19 protein-coding genes are annotated in these 19,569 nt (G+C 61.1%); 13 read left to right on the top strand and 6 right to left on the bottom strand.

The window, feature by feature from the left end:
• The first annotated feature begins 85 nt into the window (after positions 1-85).
• Together J2Z75_RS13720 and hutC are read left to right on the top strand one after the other, a co-directional pair.
• Positions 86-1,429: a formimidoylglutamate deiminase gene (locus tag J2Z75_RS13720; protein ID WP_209853211.1), complete on the top strand. Its 1,344-nt coding sequence runs from the start codon at positions 86-88 to the stop codon at positions 1,427-1,429.
• A 90-nt stretch (positions 1,430-1,519) separates the two neighbouring features.
• Entirely contained in the window at positions 1,520-2,293 is a 774-nt protein-coding gene (hutC, locus tag J2Z75_RS13715; protein ID WP_209853209.1) for a histidine utilization repressor, read from the top strand.
• A 49-nt stretch (positions 2,294-2,342) separates the two neighbouring features.
• Here hutC and J2Z75_RS13710 read toward each other — a convergent pair whose 3' ends face one another.
• The 6 genes from J2Z75_RS13710 to J2Z75_RS13685 form a co-directional block, all read right to left on the bottom strand.
• Positions 2,343-2,483: a hypothetical protein gene (locus J2Z75_RS13710; RefSeq protein ID WP_209853207.1), complete on the bottom strand. Its 141-nt coding sequence runs from the start codon at positions 2,481-2,483 to the stop codon at positions 2,343-2,345.
• 49 nt (positions 2,484-2,532) lie between these two features.
• A complete protein-coding gene (locus tag J2Z75_RS13705; RefSeq protein ID WP_209853205.1) occupies positions 2,533-2,772 on the bottom strand; it encodes a hypothetical protein in 240 nt (79 codons plus the stop codon).
• Positions 2,773-3,116: 344 nt separating this feature from the next.
• A complete protein-coding gene (locus J2Z75_RS13700; protein WP_209853203.1) occupies positions 3,117-3,689 on the bottom strand; it encodes a sarcosine oxidase subunit gamma family protein in 573 nt (190 codons plus the stop codon).
• A complete protein-coding gene (locus J2Z75_RS13695; RefSeq protein ID WP_209853201.1) occupies positions 3,682-6,639 on the bottom strand; it encodes a sarcosine oxidase subunit alpha in 2,958 nt (985 codons plus the stop codon). The genes J2Z75_RS13700 and J2Z75_RS13695 overlap by 8 nt, the downstream gene beginning before the upstream one ends.
• Positions 6,636-6,908 (bottom strand): sarcosine oxidase subunit delta, encoded by a 273-nt coding sequence (locus J2Z75_RS13690; RefSeq protein ID WP_209853199.1) that lies wholly within the window; start codon positions 6,906-6,908, stop codon positions 6,636-6,638. Before J2Z75_RS13690 ends, J2Z75_RS13695 begins: the two co-directional genes overlap by 4 nt.
• A 9-nt stretch (positions 6,909-6,917) precedes the next feature.
• Complete coding sequence (locus tag J2Z75_RS13685; RefSeq protein WP_209853197.1) at positions 6,918-8,168, bottom strand: sarcosine oxidase subunit beta family protein; 1,251 nt, start codon at positions 8,166-8,168, stop codon at positions 6,918-6,920.
• Positions 8,169-8,259: 91 nt separating this feature from the next.
• On the opposite strand from J2Z75_RS13685, the gene J2Z75_RS13680 reads away from it, so the two are divergent.
• From J2Z75_RS13680 to J2Z75_RS13630, 11 genes are all read left to right on the top strand, one after another.
• Positions 8,260-9,240 carry a GlxA family transcriptional regulator gene (locus tag J2Z75_RS13680; RefSeq protein ID WP_209853195.1) on the top strand — a complete coding sequence of 327 codons (981 nt, stop codon included), beginning with the start codon at positions 8,260-8,262 and terminating at the stop codon, positions 9,238-9,240.
• 75 nt (positions 9,241-9,315) lie between these two features.
• Positions 9,316-10,011 carry a helix-turn-helix domain-containing protein gene (locus J2Z75_RS13675; protein WP_234937324.1) on the top strand — a complete coding sequence of 232 codons (696 nt, stop codon included), beginning with the start codon at positions 9,316-9,318 and terminating at the stop codon, positions 10,009-10,011.
• Positions 10,012-10,186: 175 nt separating this feature from the next.
• Positions 10,187-11,092 (top strand): class II glutamine amidotransferase, encoded by a 906-nt coding sequence (locus J2Z75_RS13670; protein WP_209853193.1) that lies wholly within the window; start codon positions 10,187-10,189, stop codon positions 11,090-11,092.
• A gap of 37 nt (positions 11,093-11,129) precedes the next feature.
• Positions 11,130-11,816 (top strand): GltB/FmdC/FwdC-like GXGXG domain-containing protein, encoded by a 687-nt coding sequence (locus J2Z75_RS13665; protein ID WP_209853191.1) that lies wholly within the window; start codon positions 11,130-11,132, stop codon positions 11,814-11,816.
• Between the two features lie 15 nt (positions 11,817-11,831).
• Positions 11,832-13,160 (top strand): FMN-binding glutamate synthase family protein, encoded by a 1,329-nt coding sequence (locus J2Z75_RS13660; protein WP_209853189.1) that lies wholly within the window; start codon positions 11,832-11,834, stop codon positions 13,158-13,160.
• Positions 13,161-13,249: 89 nt separating this feature from the next.
• A complete protein-coding gene (glnT, locus tag J2Z75_RS13655; RefSeq protein WP_209853187.1) occupies positions 13,250-14,557 on the top strand; it encodes a type III glutamate--ammonia ligase in 1,308 nt (435 codons plus the stop codon).
• A 161-nt stretch (positions 14,558-14,718) separates the two neighbouring features.
• Positions 14,719-15,603: a formyltetrahydrofolate deformylase gene (gene purU / locus J2Z75_RS13650; protein WP_209853185.1), complete on the top strand. Its 885-nt coding sequence runs from the start codon at positions 14,719-14,721 to the stop codon at positions 15,601-15,603.
• A 431-nt stretch (positions 15,604-16,034) separates the two neighbouring features.
• Positions 16,035-17,360 carry an ABC transporter substrate-binding protein gene (locus tag J2Z75_RS13645; protein WP_209853183.1) on the top strand — a complete coding sequence of 442 codons (1,326 nt, stop codon included), beginning with the start codon at positions 16,035-16,037 and terminating at the stop codon, positions 17,358-17,360.
• A gap of 89 nt (positions 17,361-17,449) precedes the next feature.
• On the top strand, positions 17,450-18,418 hold the full coding sequence (locus J2Z75_RS13640; protein WP_209853181.1) for a carbohydrate ABC transporter permease: 969 nt from the start codon (positions 17,450-17,452) through the stop codon (positions 18,416-18,418).
• Complete coding sequence (locus tag J2Z75_RS13635; RefSeq protein ID WP_209853179.1) at positions 18,415-19,368, top strand: carbohydrate ABC transporter permease; 954 nt, start codon at positions 18,415-18,417, stop codon at positions 19,366-19,368. Before J2Z75_RS13640 ends, J2Z75_RS13635 begins: the two co-directional genes overlap by 4 nt.
• 2 nt (positions 19,369-19,370) lie before the next feature.
• Entirely contained in the window at positions 19,371-19,568 is a 198-nt protein-coding gene (locus J2Z75_RS13630) for a hypothetical protein (protein WP_407692761.1), read from the top strand.
• Position 19,569 lies beyond the last annotated feature (1 nt).

The raw sequence follows: 19,569 nt of genomic DNA, 5'->3' as shown, positions 1-19,569 counted from the left end.
CTTTTCGTGCTATTATGTATAGACATAAAGAAAATGAGCGCAAGTGATTTTTTTGGCGTGACGACAGTCAGGAAGGGATGAGGCCTTGACCAGCATTCATGTGAAATCGGCTCTGACGCCGGCGGGATGGCAGAAGGATGTGCGGCTGACGATCAAGGGCGGCCAAATCGCCTCCGTCGAAACGGGTGTCACGGCACAGGCAGGCGACGAGCGTCATGATATCGTTGTGCCGGGCATGCCGAACCTGCACAGCCACGCCTTTCAGCGCGGCATGGCGGGCCTTGCCGAAGTGCGCGGCCCCGGTGCTGACAGCTTCTGGAGCTGGCGCAATGTGATGTATCGCTTCGCGCTTTCGATGACGCCGGATCATGTCGAGGCCGTGGCCAGCCAACTCTATATGGAAATGCTGGAAGCCGGATTTTCCCGCGTCGGCGAATTCCACTATCTCCATCATGACATCGACGGCAGCCCCTATGCCGATATTTCCGAGATGGCCCAGCGTATTGCAGCAGCTGCCTCGCAGACGGGCATCGGCCTGACACTGCTTCCGGTCTTCTACGCGCATTCGACCTTCGGCGGCGCAGCCCCGAACGAGGGACAGCGCCGGTTCATCAACACGACGGACAGTTTCGAACGCCTGCTCGATGGGTGCCGCATAGCGGTCAAGGAGCTTGCGGGCGGAAAGGTCGGCGTGGCGCCGCACAGCTTGCGGGCGGTGACGCCGGACGAGCTTGCCGCCGTCGTCGCGATGGCGAAGGACGGCCCGATCCATATCCATGTGGCCGAGCAGGTCAAGGAAGTGGAGGACTGCATAGCCTGGTCCGGCGCGCGGCCTGTCGAGTGGTTGCTCGACAATGCCGGGCTCGATGGCCGCTGGTGCCTGATCCATGCGACGCACATGACGGATGACGAAACCCGTCGTATGGCCGAGAGCAAGGCCGTGGCCGGTCTCTGCCCGATAACGGAAGCCAATCTCGGTGACGGAACGTTCAGCGCGGTCGTCTTCGGTGAAGCGGGCGGCAAGTTCGGCATCGGTTCGGATTCCAACGTCCTCATCGGCATTCCGGATGAGTTGCGCCAACTCGAATATTCGCAGCGCCTGGCGCATCGCTCGCGCAATGTGCTGGCTGCGGCGGGCCAGTCGACCGGACGTGCCTTGTTCGACGGTGCAATTGAAGGCGGCGGCATTGCCTTGGCTTCGAAGATCGGGCTTGCCGTCGGCAATCCGGCGGATTTCGTCAGCCTTGCGGTGCCTGAGATCGGGGGGCAGGCCGATGACGTCATTCTGGATTCCTGGCTTTTCGCCAACGGCACCAAGCCGGATTGTGTTTGGGTCGCGGGGCGCAAGCAGGTCGCGGGCGGCCGTCATGCCAAACGCGAAGCGATATCGGCCCGGTTCCGGGCGGCCATGAACGACCTGCTGGCGTGATCGGTCCAATCCGGCGCCGCTCCTATTGTGGGCAAGCGGCTGCGCCTGAATTCTGCTAGGACCGGGTTATCGTCCTTTGAAAGTGAGAGAATGGTGAAATCGCAGGGTGAATCGGCGTCGGATGCCGGCACGGGGCTTGTCGAGACGACAAACGACCTGTCGCTGCATCAGCGCATCCTCGGCGATATCGAGGACCGCATCCTTTCCGGCGAATGGCAGCCCGGCTTTCGCATCCCGTTCGAAGTCGATCTTGCCGAGCAGTACAAATGCTCGCGGATGACCGTGAACAAGGCGCTGACCCAGCTGGCGAAGACCGGCCTGATCGAGCGCCGGCGCAAATCCGGCAGCTACGTCACCCAGCCGCGGGCCCAGTCTGCGGTGCTGGAAATCCGCGATATCAAGCTGGAAGTGCAGTCGCTGGGGCTGGTCTATGGCTACAGCCTCACGAGCAAAACCAAACGCCGGAGCAATGCCGACGATCGAGTACGGCTTGGTCTTACGTCTCCGGTTTCGATCCTCGACGTGACCTGCCGGCATTTTGCCGGGCGCCGGCCTTTTTGCCTCGAGGAGCGGTTGATCAATCTGAATGCCGTGCCGGAAGCGGAAGCGGAGAGTTTCGAGGAAACGGCGCCGGGGCCCTGGTTGTTGAACCGGGTCCCGTGGAGCGCTGCCGAGCATACGATCCGGGCGGCATCAGCCGGTGGCGATATCGCGGAGGCCCTCGGTATTGCGATTGGAACTGCCTGTCTGACAGTCGAGCGGCGCACCTGGAGCAATGGGGCCTATATCACCCACGTGCGGCTGATCTATCCCGGCGAACGGCATGCGCTCGTCGCCAACTTCACGCCCTCGCAGCCGAAATAAAAAAGCCGGCGCTTTCCGTGCCGGCTTCCGTATCGCGCGAACGTAGCGTTCAGCCTTTCGGCTTGCCGGCGGGCTTCGATGTTTCCGCCTGCTTGACCAGCGAACCGAACGGTGTCGCTGCCTTTGCGGCGACCTTGTCCTTCTTCGGCTTCCTGACTTCCTTGTTGCTCTTCGCTTGTCCCTTGGCCATGGTGATGTCCTTCCTCTGTCGATTTATGGGAACGTGGCCGCTTGCGGCTCTATCCCTTGGCGTCTTCGAGATTGTCTTCCGTCGTTACCCGTTCGTAGGTCTCGCCTTCGGTGCGAATCCGATATTGCGGCGAACCATCCCGAATGGGCAATGTCGCGAGAATGCGAAAAATTGTTTCGTCGCGCAACGACAAACCGACGGTACTTCTCATCCGCACCTTCTGGCCGATGGAAAACCGGTGAAGGCGGGATTTAGGCTGGCCCCTGGGAGGGGAGGAGTGTGTAGGCATGGCCGTTCTCCTTGCATGGTAAGCGGGGAATAAAAAGCGGAGCCTGGCCCCGTTTTGGTCATATCCGCTTTTTTCAAGGAGCGTCTGCCGGGTCGGGAGCTGCCAGTCCATCCGTGGTCAATTCCTGCCGAGTGCCGGCCGGAAATGTTCATATCGCGTACAATAGACGTCCCTGATCCCCATGGCGATACCAGGGGCGAGACAATCGAAAATTTGGATTGAGATTGGCGGGCCAGGATCACCCAGCACCGCGAGTAGCCAAGCTTTGGCCAAAGAACGATTGTAAACAGCGTTGGCGTCAATTGAGGCTTAATTGAGGCCGCGCAGCATGCGGTCGAAAGGGCTTAATGGTTCACCGTTGCATCGACACCGAATTCGAGGCTCATCTGAATGAGCTCATCCCAGAGGCTTTCAGCAAAGCCGCGCAGAACGAGGATCTCGAAGCCATTCTCCCCGGTACGGGTTACAAGCGCGGAGATATGACCGATCAGGGTCATGGCCGTATGACCCACCGGAAATTTCGCCCGATGGAGATCGACGGCTGTGCCCTTGGCGAGGACGGTTTCGACGGCTGTGCCGCTGATACCTATTCTGACGCGACCGTGGCTCTGGTCGGCGATGGAGGCCTTGCCCGAGAGCAGGGCCGCCTTGCCGGAAATGTCCGCCGGGGAAAGGGCTGCGTCGCCAACGACGAACCACTGTCCGGGACTATAGGCACGCACGGCGTTTGGGTTGCCGCCGCCGATTTGCCGGATCAGGTCCTCAAGGCCGGCGCTTCCCTTCGAGCCAAGCACCTGTAGCACGTGACCTTCCGGCAGGGCCGCAAGCATGATCCGGTTGCCAGTTGCAGGCGCGCCGAATGAACCGGATTTGGCATCGGCAAGGGCAGGGCGGTGAGGGAGAGTAAAATCAACCATGGAGCTTTTCGTTTTCCGGATCAAAGAAGACCGGGCTGCACAGCACGGCCCTGGTGTATTCGTTTTTCAGGTCATTCCAGACCGTGACATGCTCGCCGTGGCGCTTCGGGCCACGCTTGACGAGAGCCAGACCAATGGTCGAACCGACGTTCGGCGAGTAGCAGCTGGAGGAGACATAGCCCTGATCGTTGTCCAGCGAGGGGACAGCGCCCTCCGCGAGAATGTGTGAGCCTGTCTTGAACGTGGTCGCCGGATCGAGCGGCTTGACGCCGACGAGGGAGAGCCGGTCATCGGCCGTCAACCCTTCGCGCGACAGCATCGCCTTGCCGATGAAGTCCGGTTTGGCCGTTGATACCATCTTGGCAAAGCCGAGATCGGAGGGGATCACGGTGCCGTTGATCTCGGAATGCGTGACATGGCCCTTTTCGATGCGCATGACGCCCAGCGCTTCGACGCCATAGGGGCAGATGCCATGCGGCTTGCCGGCTTCCATGATCGCATCGGCAACCGCCTCGCCATAACCCGCTGGAACCGCCAATTCATAGGCCAGTTCGCCGGAGAAGGAGATGCGGAACAGCCGGCCAGTCAGCTTGCCGCCGCAAAGCGAGACTTCCTTGGCGCCGAGGAACGGGAAGGCTGCGTCTGAAATGTCTTCATCAACCATCGTTTGAAGAATGTCACGCGACTTCGGTCCGGCAACGGCGATCTGGGCCCATTGGTCCGTCGAGGAGGCGAACTGGACGTCAAGATCGGGCCAGAGCGCCTGCGCGCAGAATTCCAGATGGTTCATCACGCCGGCGGCATAGGCCGTGGTCGTTGTCATGAAGAAGTGATTTTCGCTGAGACGGCTTGTCGTGCCGTCGTCATAGACCATGCCGTCTTCGCGTAGCATCAGGCCGTAGCGCGCCTTGCCTACCGGCAGTTTCAGGAAGGCGTTGCAGTAGATGCGGTTGAGGAATTCGGCGGCGTCCTTGCCGTAGATCTCGATCTTGCCGAGGGTGGAGACATCGCAGATGCCGGCATTCTTGCGCACGTTCAGCACTTCGCGATCGACGCTTTCGCGCCAACTCGTTTCGCCCGCTTGCGGGAACCAGGAGGAGCGATACCAGAGGCCGGTTTCGACAAAGACTGCGCCGTGTTTCTTCGCCCAATCATGCAGCGGCGATTTGCGCACCGGCTGGAAATGCTTGCCCTTCGAGGCGCCAGTCAGCGCACCGAAGGAGAGCGGCGTATAGAAGGGGCGGAAGGTCGTCGTGCCGACATCGGCCGGCGAGACCTTTCGTGCTTCGGCGAGAATGCCGATGGCGTTGATGTTCGACAGCTTGCCCTGGTCGGTCGCCATGCCGTTGGTGGTGTAGCGCTTGGCCAGCTCGACATGGCCATAGCCTTCGCTGACGGCGAGGCCGAGATCCTTCAGGTGCACGTCGTTCTGGTAATCGACGAAGGCCTTGCCTTTCGATCCGCGGACGCGCCAGAGGGGCCTGGAAACGATTGTCTTGTCGGCCGCCGGGGCAAAGGCGGCGGATGTGTTGGAAAATCCGAGTGCTCGCAGAACCGATAGCGCTTTTCCCGCGCCATCCGCAAGGCAGGCTTCAAGGCCTCCGAGACCGGCAGCCGAGCCGGCGATGGTCAGTCCTTCCTGCGTTTCGGGCGCGAGGAAGGCTGCCTTGGCGTCCGACCAGACCGGTTTGGCACCGCGATGGCAGGCAAGATGGATGATCGGGCTCCAGCCACCGGACATGGCAAGCGCGTCCGCGGCTATGGTCTCCGGGCGGCCGTTGTTGAGGACGGTGACACCCTTGACGTTCTTGCCGCCATTGGCATCCAGAACGACCGAATTGGCCAGCACCCGCGCCTTGCCTGACCAGAGGCGCGATGCATCCGGACGACTGTCGATGATCGCGGTCACGTCGAGACCGGCGGCCTCGAGATCGGCGGCAGTCGCATAACCGGAGGCATCGTTGGCGAAGATGACGGTATTCTTTCCGGGGGCGATCGCCTGCCGGTTGAGATAGGAGCGCATCGCGCCCGCCATCATGACACCGGGAATGTCGTTGCCGCCAAAAACCAGCGGCCGTTCTTCGGCGCCGGAGGCTAGGATCGCGTGTTTGGCGGCGATGCGCCAGATGCGTTCGATCGGGCGGTTCGGATCGACCGTCGCTGTATTTTTCTGGACGCTTTCGACAGCGCCGAAGATATTGCCGTCATACCAGCCGAAGACGGTGGTGCGGGAGAAAATCCGGACGTTGGGCAGGCTGGTCAGTTCGGCAAGCGTTTGTGTCAGCAGATCGGCGGCGCTCTGCTCGCCGATGGGCGCCGTTTCCGACAGCAAGGAGCCTCCGGGTTCGAAGCCTTCGTCGGCGAGGATGATACGGGCGCCAGCGCGGCCCGCGGTCAGCGCAGCGGCAAGACCTGCCGGGCCGGAGCCTATCACCAGCAGATCGCAATGCGCCCAGCATTTTTCATAACTGTCCGGATCCGGCTCGTAGGTTGCGCGGCCGAGGCCTGCCGCCTTGCGGATGATGGGTTCGTAGACCTTTTCCCAGAAGGCCGCCGGCCACATGAAGGTCTTGTAGTAGAAACCGGCGCCGAGGAACGGCGAAAGCAGGCTGTTGACGGCACCGAGGTCGAAATCGACCGAGGGCCAGCGGTTCTGGCTTTTTGCCGTGAGGCCGCTGTAAAGCTCGACCAGCGTGGCGCGGGTATTGGCTTCCGTGCGGCCGCCTTCGCCGACCGTCACCAGCGCGTTCGGCTCGGCGGCACCCGCGGTCAGGATGCCGCGCGGGCGATGATACTTGAAGCTGCGGCCGACAAGCTGGCGGCCGTTGGCCAAAAGAGCGGAGGCGAGTGTGTCACCGGCAAAACCCTGCATCGGCTTGCCGTCGAAGGTGAAATCGAGCGGGTTGGCGCGATCGATACGGCCGCCCGTGGAGAGACGAAAGGAACTCATGCGGTCTCTCCCGGTGCGCTGGCATCCGACACGGCATAGATTGCGTGGGTCATCGTGTCGCGCTCGACCACGAGCCAGCGGCGGCAGCCTGATGTATGGTGCCAATGTTCCTTGTGGCGTCCGCGCGGGTTGTCGCGCAGGTAGACGTAAGCGTACCAGGCGTCTTCACCGGCATCGGGTGTCGGGCGGGTTATGCCCGCGTCGCCGCGAATGGTGAATTCTTCCTTGGGGCGCGGCCCGCAATGGGGGCAGGCGATCAGGCTGGCCATGTCAGGTCCTCAATGCAGATTGGGTTGGGCGCCGACGCCCTTTTCATCGATCATCCGGCCGCGCGCGAAGCGGTCGAGCCGGAAGGCCCGGCCCGTCTCATGCGGTTCGTTCTTCGCGATCAGATGAGCGTAGCAGAAGCCGGAAGCGGGGGTGGCCTTGAAGCCGCCGTAGCACCAGCCGGCGTTCAGGTAGAGATTGTCGATATGGGTGCGGTCGATGATCGGCGAGCCGTCCATGCTCATGTCCATGACGCCGCCCCAGGAGCGCAGAACCCGGACGCGCGACAGGGCCGGGATCATGGCGACACCGGCTTCGGCAACATGCTCGACCGTCGCCAGATTGCCGCGCTGCGCATAGGAATTGTAGCCATCGATATCGCCGCCGAAGACGAGGCCGCCCTTGTCGGACTGCGAAACATAGAAGTGCCCGGCGCCGAAGGTGACGACATTGTCGATGAAGGGTTTCAGTCCCTCCGAGACAAAGGCTTGCAGCACATGGCTTTCGATCGGCAGTTTCATATCGACCATATCGGTAACAGTGGTGGAATTGCCGGCCGCCGCCAGTGCCAGCTTGCCGCAGCCGATGAAACCCTGGCTGGTCTCGACGCCGGTAACGACGCCGTTTTCGCGGCGGATGCCTTTAACCTCGCAATTCTGGATGATGTCGACGCCGCGCATATCGGCGCCGCGGGCATAGCCCCAGGCAACCGCGTCATGCCGCACGGTTCCGCCGCGTTTCTGCATCAGCGCTCCTTGAATCGGGAAGCGGGCATTGTCGAAATCGAGGAAGGGCAGCATCTGGCGGACAGTGTTGCGATCGAGCAGGTCGGCATCGACGCCGTGCAGGCGCATCGCGTTGCCGCGGCGCGTATAGGCGTCGCGCTGGGCGTCGGAATGATAGAGGTTCAGCACGCCGCGCTGCGAGACCATGGCGTTGAAGTTGAAGTCCTGCTCCAGCCCCTCCCAGAGCTTCATCGACAGTTCGTAGAACGGGTTGTTGCCCTGCAAGAGATAGTTGGAGCGGATGATCGTCGTGTTGCGGCCGACATTGCCGGAGCCGATATAGCCCTTTTCCAGCACGGCGACATTGATGATGCCGAATTCCTTGGCGAGGTAGTAGGCCGTAGCAAGTCCATGCCCGCCGCCACCGACGATGATGACGTCATAATGGTTTTTCGGGACTGGGCTTCGCCAGGCCGGTTTCCAACCCTTGTTGCCGCGCAGGGCATTGAGAAAAACGGAAAAGGCGGAGTAGCGCATGGCGATATGATCCCGGGTGACTGGCACCGATCATGACAGGATTGTTTTTCGCCACTTGCAGAAAAGAGACGGAATAAGTCATAATTGGGCTATGGTGACGGATGATCGAAAAAACGTGCAGAAGATCGGCTTTATCCTGATCCCGGGATTTGCCCTGATGTCCTATGCCTCGGCGGTAGAGCCGCTGCGGGCTGCCAATCTTCTGGCGGGTAAAGACATATACGCTTTGTCCTCCCATGCAGCCGAAGGCGATGAGGTTGAGACGTCTTCGGGAATTCCCGTTCCTTCGTCGCCGTTGCCCGGACGAAGTACGGGCCTTCACACCGTTTTCGTCTGCGCAGGCGGCACGCCGGTCGATTGGAATGTCCCCACTGTTCTGGCCTGCCTGCGCCAGCTTGCCCGCGAAGGGGTGCGCATCGGCGGTATTTCCGGTGGCCCTTATCTTATGGCTGCGGCGGGCTTGCTTGAGGATCGCGACTTCACCATTCATTGGGAACACGCCCCGGCGCTGATGGAGGCCTTTCCGGGGCTTGCTCCACGTCAGGCGCGTTATGTCCTCGACGGCAACCGCATCACCTGCGGCGGCGGCGTGGCGCCGCTCGACATGATGCACGCGCTGATCTCCGAGCGGATGGGGTCGGATTTCGCCCGCCGGGTCAGCGACTGGTATCTTCATACCCATGTGGAAAGCTCAGGTGCGCCGCAGCGGGCATCGCTTGCCGAGCGCTACGGCGTCAATCATCCTGGTCTGCTGACGGTGCTTGAGACAATGGAGGCGACGATCGAGGCGCCGCTCGACCGCCAGGCCATGGCGGCACTAGCGGGGGTTTCCCCACGACATCTCGACCGGCTGTTTGCCGGCCTCATGCAATCCTCTTTCCTTCTCGAATACCGCAAGATCAGGCTCGACCATGCCCGCCGTCTTTTGCAGCAAAGCCCGCTTTCCATCTCGGAAATCGCTTTTGCCACCGGCTTTTCCAGCGCCGGGCATTTTTCGCGCAGCTATCGCGCCGCCTTTGGTGAGCCGCCCCGCAGCGGCCGGCAGGGGAAAGCATTTAGCCAACGTGTATAATTTCTTGTCGGTTGAGAAAATTTCACTCTCAGGATAGGCTTTTGTGGGTTGAATATCAGAGAGGGCGCGGCTGGCATGGCGAAAAGCAAGGCGAAAGAGATCGACATCGGCCGTACGACCGACGATGAGCGGCCGGCCCTGAAGGCAGCATTCCTGCAGGACCCGCATGCCCTGCGCGAACCGAAGGAAAATAATCTCGAAATCGCCATCGGCCACGAGGTGCGAGCTTTCCGCAAGAAACTCGGTATCACGGTCACCGACCTTGCCACGGCAACCGGAATTTCCCTCGGCATGCTGTCGAAAATCGAGAACGGTAATATCTCGCCGTCGCTGACCACTCTGCAGTCGCTGTCGCGCGCACTCGGCGTGCCGGTCACGGCGTTTTTCCGCCGCTACGAGGAGCCCCGCAACGCAGTCTTCGTCAAGGCGGGCGAGGGGGTGGAATTGGAGCGCCGTGGAACGCGGGCGGGACATCAATACAATCTGCTGGGCCATATCGATAACAATACGGCCGGTGTCGTCGTCGAGCCCTATCTTATCACGCTCAGCGCCAACTCCGATACGTTTCCGGCGTTTCAGCATGAGGGCATGGAGTTTCTCTATATGCTGGAGGGCGAAGTCGTGTACCGCCATGGCGATCGGCTCTTCACCATGCAACCTGGCGACAGCCTGTTCTTTGACGCCGATGCCCGCCATGGGCCGGAGGAGCTGGTGAAACTGCCGATCCGCTATCTCTCGATCATTTCCTATCCGCAAAAACAGGGGATGTAGGGGAGGTGATCGTCCTGCGTGTCGCGAGCCTGCATTGTCGGTCCGAGCGCTGCCGAGATTGGCGCCACCTGTGCATAAAAATCTTGCTTTAAAAGAAAATAACTTTCTTCTCAGTTGAAATTCGAAACGGCAGCTGTTATCCATCTTTTCAGCAACGAAACGAAGGATTGTCCCCATGTGCGGAATTGTCGGATTGTTTTTGAAGGACAAGAGCCTGGAGCCGCAATTGGGCGCCATGCTGTCGGATATGCTTGTGATCATGACGGATCGCGGACCCGACAGCGCAGGCATCGCCATTTATGGCGCACCCTCCGACGGTCGCGCGAAACTCACGGTTCAATCGGCCAAGCCGGCGGCAGATTTTGCCGGGCTGGAAGCGCTGCTGAAGCCGGTTGACGCCAGCGTGTCGGTGGAGCTGAAAAGCACGCATGCCGTCATCGAGACCGATGCCGCCCAGGCTGCTGCCGTGCGCGAACTGCTAGCGCAGGAGCGGCCGGACATTCGCGTCATGGGATCGGGTGATAGTGTCGAAATCTACAAGGAAGTCGGTCTGCCGAAGGATGTGGTTTCCCGCTTCGGCATCCGCGCGATGGGCGGTACGCATGGCATCGGCCATACCCGCATGGCGACGGAATCCGCCGTCACCACGCTTGGTGCGCATCCGTTCTCGACCGGTGCCGATCAGTGCCTGGTGCACAACGGTTCGCTGTCCAACCACAACAATCTGCGCCGGGAACTGGTGCGCGAAGGCATGACCTTCGAGACGCAGAACGATTCGGAAGTCGCCGCCGCCTATCTGACGGCCGAGATGGCCAAGGGTAAGGATCTCGGGCAGGCGCTGACCAGCGCGCTCGACGATCTCGACGGCTTTTTCACCTTTGTGGTCGGGACGAAGTCCGGCTTCGGCGTGGTGCGCGATCCCATCGCCTGCAAGCCTGCCGTGATGGCCGAGACCGATCAGTACATTGCTTTCGGCTCCGAATATCGCGCGCTCGTCAACCTGCCGGGCATCGAGGACGCCCGCGTCTGGGAGCCGGAGCCTGCGACCGTCTATTTCTGGGATCATGAGAAGGCTGCCTAAAGTGGATGTCAGCGTAAAACGAGAAAGTCTGGAAGCGATGCGCGTATTCGACCTTGCCACCGTGCCGCTGCGCGAACTGAACAGCGCGCTGCACACGATTGCCCCTGGCACCAATGATACGAGCTTCGAGGTCGTCAATCCGCGCGGCAGCCATTCCGTCGCCGTCGGCATCGACCAGCCGGTCACCGTCGAAGTGCGCGGCAGCGTCGGCTATTATTGCGCCGGCATGAACGACGGCGGCGCCGTCACCGTCCATGGCTCCGCCGGCCCGGGCGTCGCGGAAAACATGATGTCCGGAACGGTCGTCATCGAGGGCGATGCCAGCCAGTACGCGGGTGCGACTGGCCGGGGTGGTCTCTTGGTCATCAAGGGCAATGCCGCCTCGCGCTGCGGTATCTCGATGAAGGGCATCGACATCGTCGTGCATGGCAATATCGGCCATATGTCGGCGTTCATGGGCCAGTCCGGCCATCTGGTGGTGCTTGGCAACGCCGGCGATGCGCTCGGGGATTCGCTCTACGAGGCCAAGCTGTTCGTGCGCGGCGAGGTCAAGAGCCTCGGCGCCGATTGCATCCAGAAGGAAATGAAGCCGAAGCACCTGAAGCTGCTCGCCGAACTTTTGGAGAAGGCCGGCGTTACCGACGTCAGGCCGGAAGAGTTCAAGCGCTACGGTTCGGCCCGCACGCTCTACAACTTCAACATCGATAACGCTGACGCGTACTAAGGCAGGGAACCGGACATGAGCTATCACAACCCCTATACCCCGCCGCGCAAGTCAGCGACCTTCGACGATTATACGCTTGCCGAAATCCGCCGGGCAGCAGCGACCGGCATCTATGATATCCGCGGCGCCGGCACCAAACGCAAGGTTCCGCATTTCGACGATCTCCTGTTTTTGGGCGCCTCGATCTCGCGTTACCCGCTGGAAGGCTACCGCGAGAAATGCGACACATCCGTTGTTCTCGGCGCGCGCCATGCCAAGAAGCCGATCATCCTCAAGACACCGATCACCATTGCCGGCATGAGCTTCGGCGCCCTGTCGGGCAATGCCAAGGAGGCGCTCGGGCGCGGCGCGACGATCGCCGGAACCTCGACCACTACCGGCGACGGCGGCATGACGGATGAAGAGCGCGGCCACAGCCAGACGCTGGTCTACCAGTACCTGCCGTCGCGTTACGGCATGAACCCGAAGGACCTGCGTCGCGCCGATGCGATCGAGATCGTCGTCGGCCAGGGCGCCAAGCCCGGCGGCGGCGGCATGCTGCTCGGCCAGAAGATCTCCGACCGCGTCGCCAACATGCGCAACCTGCCCAAGGGCATCGACCAGCGTTCGGCCTGCCGCCATCCCGACTGGACCGGCCCGGACGATCTGGAAATCAAGATCCTCGAACTGCGCGAGATCACCGATTGGGAAAAGCCGATCTATGTGAAGGTCGGCGGCGCGCGGCCCTATTACGACACGGCGCTTGCGGTGAAGGCCGGCGCCGACGTGGTCGTGCTCGACGGCATGCAGGGCGGCACGGCGGCAACGCAGGATGTCTTCATCGAGAATGTCGGCATGCCGACGCTTGCCTGTATCCGCCCGGCCGTTCAGGCGCTGCAGGATCTCGGCATGCACCGCAAGGTGCAGCTGATCATCTCCGGCGGTATCCGCTCGGGCGCCGATGTGGCGAAGGCTCTCGCGCTCGGCGCCGATGCTGTTGCCATCGGCACGGCAGCGCTTGTTGCCATCGGCGACAACGATCCGCATTGGGAAGAGGAATACCAGAAGCTCGGAACAACGGCCGGCGCCTATGACGACTGGCATGAAGGCAGGGATCCGGCCGGCATCACCACGCAGGACCCGGAGCTTTCCAAGCGTCTCGATCCGGTCGCTGCCGGTCGCCGTCTTGCCAACTATCTCAAGGTGATGACGCTCGAAGCCCAGACCATCGCCCGTGCCTGCGGCAAGAACCACCTGCACAATCTGGAGCCGGAAGACCTCGTCGCACTGACGATTGAGGCCTCCGCCATGGCGCAGGTGCCGCTTGCCGGGACCAGCTGGATCCCGGGCAAGGGAGGCTTCTGACCAACCACAATCCGGCCGTTGCCTGATCTCCCAAGCCAGGCGGCGGCCTTTCCACGAAAAAGTGTCTGAATAATCCAAAGGGGAACACAGTGACACTCGATCTTGCTACCTTTGCCAAGGACCGTGGCATCAAATATTTCATGATCAGCTATACTGACCTGTTCGGCGGCCAGCGGGCAAAGCTCGTTCCGGCCGAGGCGATCGCCGACATGCAGAAGGACGGCGCGGGTTTTGCGGGCTTTGCCACCTGGCTCGACCTCACGCCCGCCCATCCCGACCTCTTTGCACTGCCGGATGCGTCCTCCGTTATCCAGCTTCCCTGGAAGAAGGATGTCGCCTGGGTCGCGGCCGACTGCGTCATGGAAGACAAGCCGGTCGAACAGGCGCCGCGCGTCATGCTGAAGAGGCTGATTGCGGAAGCCGCCAAGGAGGGGCTCCGCGTCAAGACCGGCGTCGAGCCGGAATTCTTCCTGATCTCGCCGGATGGCTCGAAAATCTCCGACGAGTTCGATACGGCCGAGAAACCCTGCTATGACCAGCAGGCCGTGATGCGCCGCTACGACGTCATTGCCGAAATCTGCGACTACATGCTCGAACTCGGCTGGAAGCCCTACCAGAACGACCATGAGGATGCGAACGGTCAGTTCGAGATGAACTGGGAATATGACGACGCGCTGCAGACGGCCGACAAGCACTCCTTCTTCAAGTTCATGGTGAAGTCGGTCGCCGAGAAGCACGGCCTTCGCGCCACCTTCATGCCGAAGCCTTTCAAGGGCCTCACCGGCAATGGTTGCCACGCCCATATCTCCGTCTGGGATCTGGAAGGCAAGACCAATGCCTTTGCCGACAAGGAGATGCCGTTCGGCCTTTCGGCCAAGGGCAAGACCTTCCTCGGCGGCATCATGAAGCATGCGTCCGCGCTTGCTGCCGTCACCAACCCGACGGTCAATTCCTACAAGCGCATCAACGCGCCGCGGACCATTTCCGGTGCGACCTGGGCGCCCAACACGGTCACGTGGACGGGCAACAACCGCACCCACATGGTGCGCGTGCCAGGCCCCGGCCGGTTCGAATTGCGTTTGCCGGATGGCGCGGTCAATCCATACCTCCTGCAGGCAATCATCATTGCAGCAGGTCTCAACGGTATCCGGCACAACGCCGATCCGGGCCGTCACTACGACATCGACATGTACAAGGAAGGCCACACCGTCACCGACGCGCCGCGCCTGCCGCTCAATCTGCTCGATGCGCTTCGGGAATACGAAAAAGATACCGAGCTTCAGGCAGCCCTGGGAACCGAATTTTCCGCGGCCTATCTCAAGCTCAAACATGGCGAGTGGAATACCTACTGCTCCCACTTTACCGAATGGGAACGGCAGACGACGCTCGACATCTGAGCATCGGCACGCGTTCCAGGACCAGAAGAGACGACATGGCCTGTTCCTGCTATCCGATGTCGCGAAACGGATGGACGGGCGGGCCGGCGTCGCGCTAGCTTCCGTTCCACGATGCTGGGCCGGGAGGGCCAGCCTAGACCCACAACGAAAGACTGAAGACCATGAAGAGCTATGTGCTGACTGTTTCGTGCAAATCCACCCGCGGCATCGTCGCGGCGATCACCGGTTATCTGGCGGATGAGGGCTGCTACATCACCGACAGTTCGCAGTTCGACGATCTGGAGACGGGCCTGTTCTTCATGCGCCTGACCTTCATCAGCCAGGAGGGTGCGACACTCGACAAGCTGACGGCCGGTTTCGAAGCGGTGAAGACCCGTTTCGGCATGGTGGCGGATATCCTCGATTCAGAACACCGCATGAAGGTTCTTCTGATGGTGTCCCGCTTCGGCCATTGCCTGAACGACCTGCTCTACCGCTGGAAGATCGGTGCGCTGCCGATCGAGATCGTCGGCGTCGTCTCCAACCATTTCGACTACCAGAAGGTCGTCGTCAACCACGACATCCCCTTTCACCATATTCCGGTCACCAAGGCCAACAAGGCGCAAGCAGAAGCCCGGATCATGGACGTGGTCGAACAGACCGGCACCGAGCTGATCGTGCTCGCCCGTTACATGCAGATCCTGTCGGATTCGATGTGCCAGAAGATGTCGGGCAGGATCATCAATATCCACCACTCGTTCCTGCCGTCGTTCAAGGGCGCCAACCCCTACAAGCAGGCCTATGAGCGCGGCGTGAAGCTGATCGGCGCGACGGCGCACTATGTCACGGCCGATCTCGACGAAGGTCCGATCATCGAGCAGGACATTGCCCGCATCACCCATGCGCAGTCGGCCGAGGACTATGTCTCGATCGGCCGCGATGTCGAAAGCCAGGTTCTGGCCCGCGCCGTGCATGCCCATATCCATCACCGCACCTTCATCAACGGCAACCGCACCGTTGTCTTCCCCGCCAGCCCGGGGTCGTATGCGTCGGAACGCATGGGCTGATTCCAGGCGCTCCGCAGCATTCCCAATGACTGTTACTCACATCCCCGAAAGCCCGGCGCTTTCGGGGATGTTTTGTTTTGCACGGTCTTTTGATGGGTGATCGGGCTGAACACTTTGTTTAGTCAAATATAAATCTCACTCACCCAGATCCAGGCCCTTTAGGATGCGGTGCAGCGGTTGCAATGCAGCAACGATTGTCTCTTGTCATGTTGAGTAAATTGGATATCACTAAACATATTGCTCAACACGGCGGAGTGAGGCCGGGCGGGCGAAGGGCGGGGAGCCCAGTAAAATTCAAGTTTGATGTGGTCCCCGACAGGTGACGATGGCGCCGGTGTATGTCTCCGTTGGTGGAGACGCACAGCCCGCGCGAAGGCAGTCGGAATTCCCGAAGACGGCGTGGTGCCGGCTTCTGTATCTGGGAGGAATACATGCGGAAAATCACCAAGGCCCTTTTGGGGGCAACAACGGCTTTGACGATCTCGGCGGCCCTGCCGTCCGTGTCGCAGGCTGCGGAACTGACCTTGTGCTGGGCGGCCTGGGATCCGGCCAATGCGCTGGTCGAGCTGTCCAAGGATTTCACGGCCCAGACGGGCACGGAGATGAAATTCGAATTCGTGCCGTGGCCGAATTTCGCCGATCGCATTCTCAATGAATTGAATTCCGGTGGCAAGCTCTGCGATCTTCTGATCGGCGACAGCCAGTGGCTCGGCGGCTCCGCCGAGAACGGCTACTACGTCAAGCTCAACGATTTCTTCGACAAGGAAGGGATCAAGATGAGCGACTTCGCCGAAGCCGCCGTCAACGCCTATGCCACCTGGCCGAAGGGCACGCCGAATTACTGGGCGCTGCCGGCGATGGGCGATGCCAATGCCTGGTTCTATCGCAAGGACTGGTTCGCCAAACCGGAAATCCAGGCCGAATTCAAGACTGCCACCGGCCGTGACCTGACCGTGCCGGCAACCTGGGCCGAACTGATCGAAACGGCGAAGTTCTTCAACGGCAAGGAGATCGACGGCAATAAGGTCTACGGTGCGGCGATCTTCACCGAGCGTGCATCTGAAGGCATTACCATGGGGATTACCCAGGCACTTTACGCCAATGGCTTCAAGTATGAAGCGACGCCCGGCAAATACGACATGGAAGGCGCTGTCAATTCTCCCGACGCCATCAAGGGCCTTGAGGAATACAAGGAGCTCTACAAGTGCTGCACGCCTCCCGGCTATACCGACGCCTATATGGGTGAGACGCTCGACGCGTTCAAATCCGGCCAGGCGGCGATGGCGATGAACTGGTTCGCCTTTTTCCCCGGTCTCTACAAGGATGAAAATGTCGGCGGTGACAAGATCGGCTTCTTCGTCAATCCGAAGGGAACGACGGCCGCATCGACGCTCGGCGGGCAGGGGATTTCGGTTGTCGCCAATACCGACAACATGGACGGCGCGCTCGCCTATATCAAATGGTTCGCGCAGCCGGACGTGCAGAAGAAATGGTGGTCGCTCGGTGGCTACGCCGTGCACAACGCCGTGCTGAATGATCCAAGCTTCAAGGACAGCCAGCCGTTCGCGGCAGACTTCCTCGTTGCCATGAATCAGGTGCAGGACTTCTGGCAGGAGCCATCCTACGCCATCCTTCTGCAGGCAATGCAAAAGCGCATGCACGACTATGTCGTGGCAGACAAGGGCACGGCCAAGGAAGCGCTCGACGGCCTGGTTTCCGACTGGACGGAAGTCTTCAAGGACGACGGCAAACTTTGATTTCCTCCCGGCATGACCGTCCGGTTCCGGCTCTCGGGCCGGGCGGTCAGCGACCATAGCCTGCCGTTTCTCGATACCAGGTGATGCCCGTGACTGATACCGATACCTCTCTACTGGACAAGGCGGCAGAAAAGGCCGTTCGCGCGACCCCGGCGCCACTCGCCTTCCGCGTCCGCGGTCTGTCCGACCGCGCCATCGCCTGGCTGTTCATTACGCCGACGATCGTGCTGCTTCTGGCGATCAATATCTTTCCGCTGATCTGGGCAGTACATCTGTCGTTCACCAATTTCCGCGCCAATCGGCCGAATGCGGCGATCGATGGCGTCGGTCTCAGCAACTACCAGCGCGTGCTCAATGATCCCGATATCTGGCAGGCGATGCAGACGACGGCACATTTCGTCTTCTGGACGATCCTGCTGCAGATGCTGATCGGCTTCACGCTCGCCCACCTGATCGACCGGAAATTCCGCGGCCATGCCTTCTGGACGACCGTCATCCTCATCCCGATGATGCTGTCGCCGGCGGTGGTCGGCAATTTCTGGCGGTTTCTCTACCAGCCGCAGATCGGCCTTTTCAACTACATCTATTCCTTCTTCACCGGCGTCGATCCCTCTTCCTTCGAGATGCTCGGATCCGTGGCATTGTCCCCCTGGGCGATCATCATCGTCGATACATGGATGTGGACGCCCTATGTGATGCTCATCTGCCTTGCCGGCCTGCGCTCGATCCCGGACTATATCTACGAGGCGGCCGAGGTGGACCGGGCGTCGGCCTGGCGGCAGTTCTGGTCGATCACCGTACCGATGGCGCTGCCCTTCATCATGCTGGCCGTGCTTTTCCGCGCCATCGAGAATTTCAAAATGTTCGACATGGTGGTGCTGCTCACCGGCGGCGGACCCGGCTCGACCACGGAGGTGGCGTCGATCACGCTCAAACGCGAAGCTTTCGAAAGCTGGCGGACCGGCCGGGCCTCGGCCTTCGCCATCATCCTTTTCGTCGCCGTCTTCGGTCTTGCCAACATCTATGTCAAAGCGCTGAACAGGGTGAAACAACGATGAGCACCGCCAATTCAGCCCATTCCGTGGTCGAGCCGAGCAGCACGACCAAGCGCATCGCCGGCGCCATCGTCATTCTCTACGCGATCGTGACCATGGTGCCGCTCGCCTGGATTTTCCTGACGAGTTTCAAGTCGCCGCCGGATTCGATCAGCTATCCGCCGAAGATCGTCTTCCAGCCGACCCTTGAGGGCTACTGCAACCTGTTCACGACGCGGACCCGCCAGACGCCAGACTATATCCAGTCGCTTGGCGCGCCGACGTCGACGTGCGACGAGATCACCCGCAACCGCAACATGGTGATCGCCGGACCTTCGAACTACTGGCCGCGCTTCCAGAATTCGCTGATCATCGCCTTCGGCTCGACCTTCCTCGCCGTCTCGCTCGGAACGCTCGCAGCCTACGGTTTCTCGCGCTTCAAGGTGCCGCTAGCCGACGACCTGCTGTTCTTCATCCTGTCGACGCGGATGATGCCGCCGATCGCGGTCGCTATCCCGATTTACCTGATGTACCGGCAGCTCGGCCTGTCCGATACGGCGCTCGGCATGATCCTGCTCTATACGGCGGTCAATGTGTCGCTCGCCGTCTGGCTGCTGAAGGGCTTCATCGACGAAATCCCGCGCGAATACGAGGAAGCGGCGATGATCGACGGCTATACCCGGCTGCAGGCCTTCCGCAAGGTCGTGCTGCCGCAGGCGACCACGGGTATCGCTGCAACTGCGATCTTCTGCCTGATCTTTGCCTGGAACGAATATGCCTTCGCGGTGCTGCTGACCTCCGGCTCGGCGCAGACCGCGCCGCCCTTTATCCCGACGATCATCGGCGAGGGCGGGCAGGATTGGCCGGCTGTTGCCGCAGGAACAACGATCTTCCTGGTGCCGATCCTCGTCTTCACCATCCTGCTGCGCAAACAGCTGCTGCGTGGCATCACATTCGGGGCGGTAAGGAAATGACCATGGAGAACACGACCCCCCACAAGAAGCGCCCCTTCTTCCTTCGGCGCGGCCCGATGGAAAATGTCGCGACAGCGCTGATCGCCATCGGCTTCCTGATGCTGTTCCAGCCGTTCGCACTTGTGCTCTACACCTATTCGCTGGTGACGCTTCTGGCCGGCACCGTCATGTTCATCATCGTCTCGAAATTTCCGGAGTGAC

It is taken from the genome of Rhizobium herbae (genome assembly GCF_017873135.1).
In the GTDB taxonomy this organism is placed as follows: domain Bacteria; phylum Pseudomonadota; class Alphaproteobacteria; order Rhizobiales; family Rhizobiaceae; genus Pararhizobium; species Pararhizobium herbae.
The sequence above is the reverse complement of the archived record's forward strand: the minus strand, read 5'-3'. Positions and strand labels throughout refer to the sequence as shown.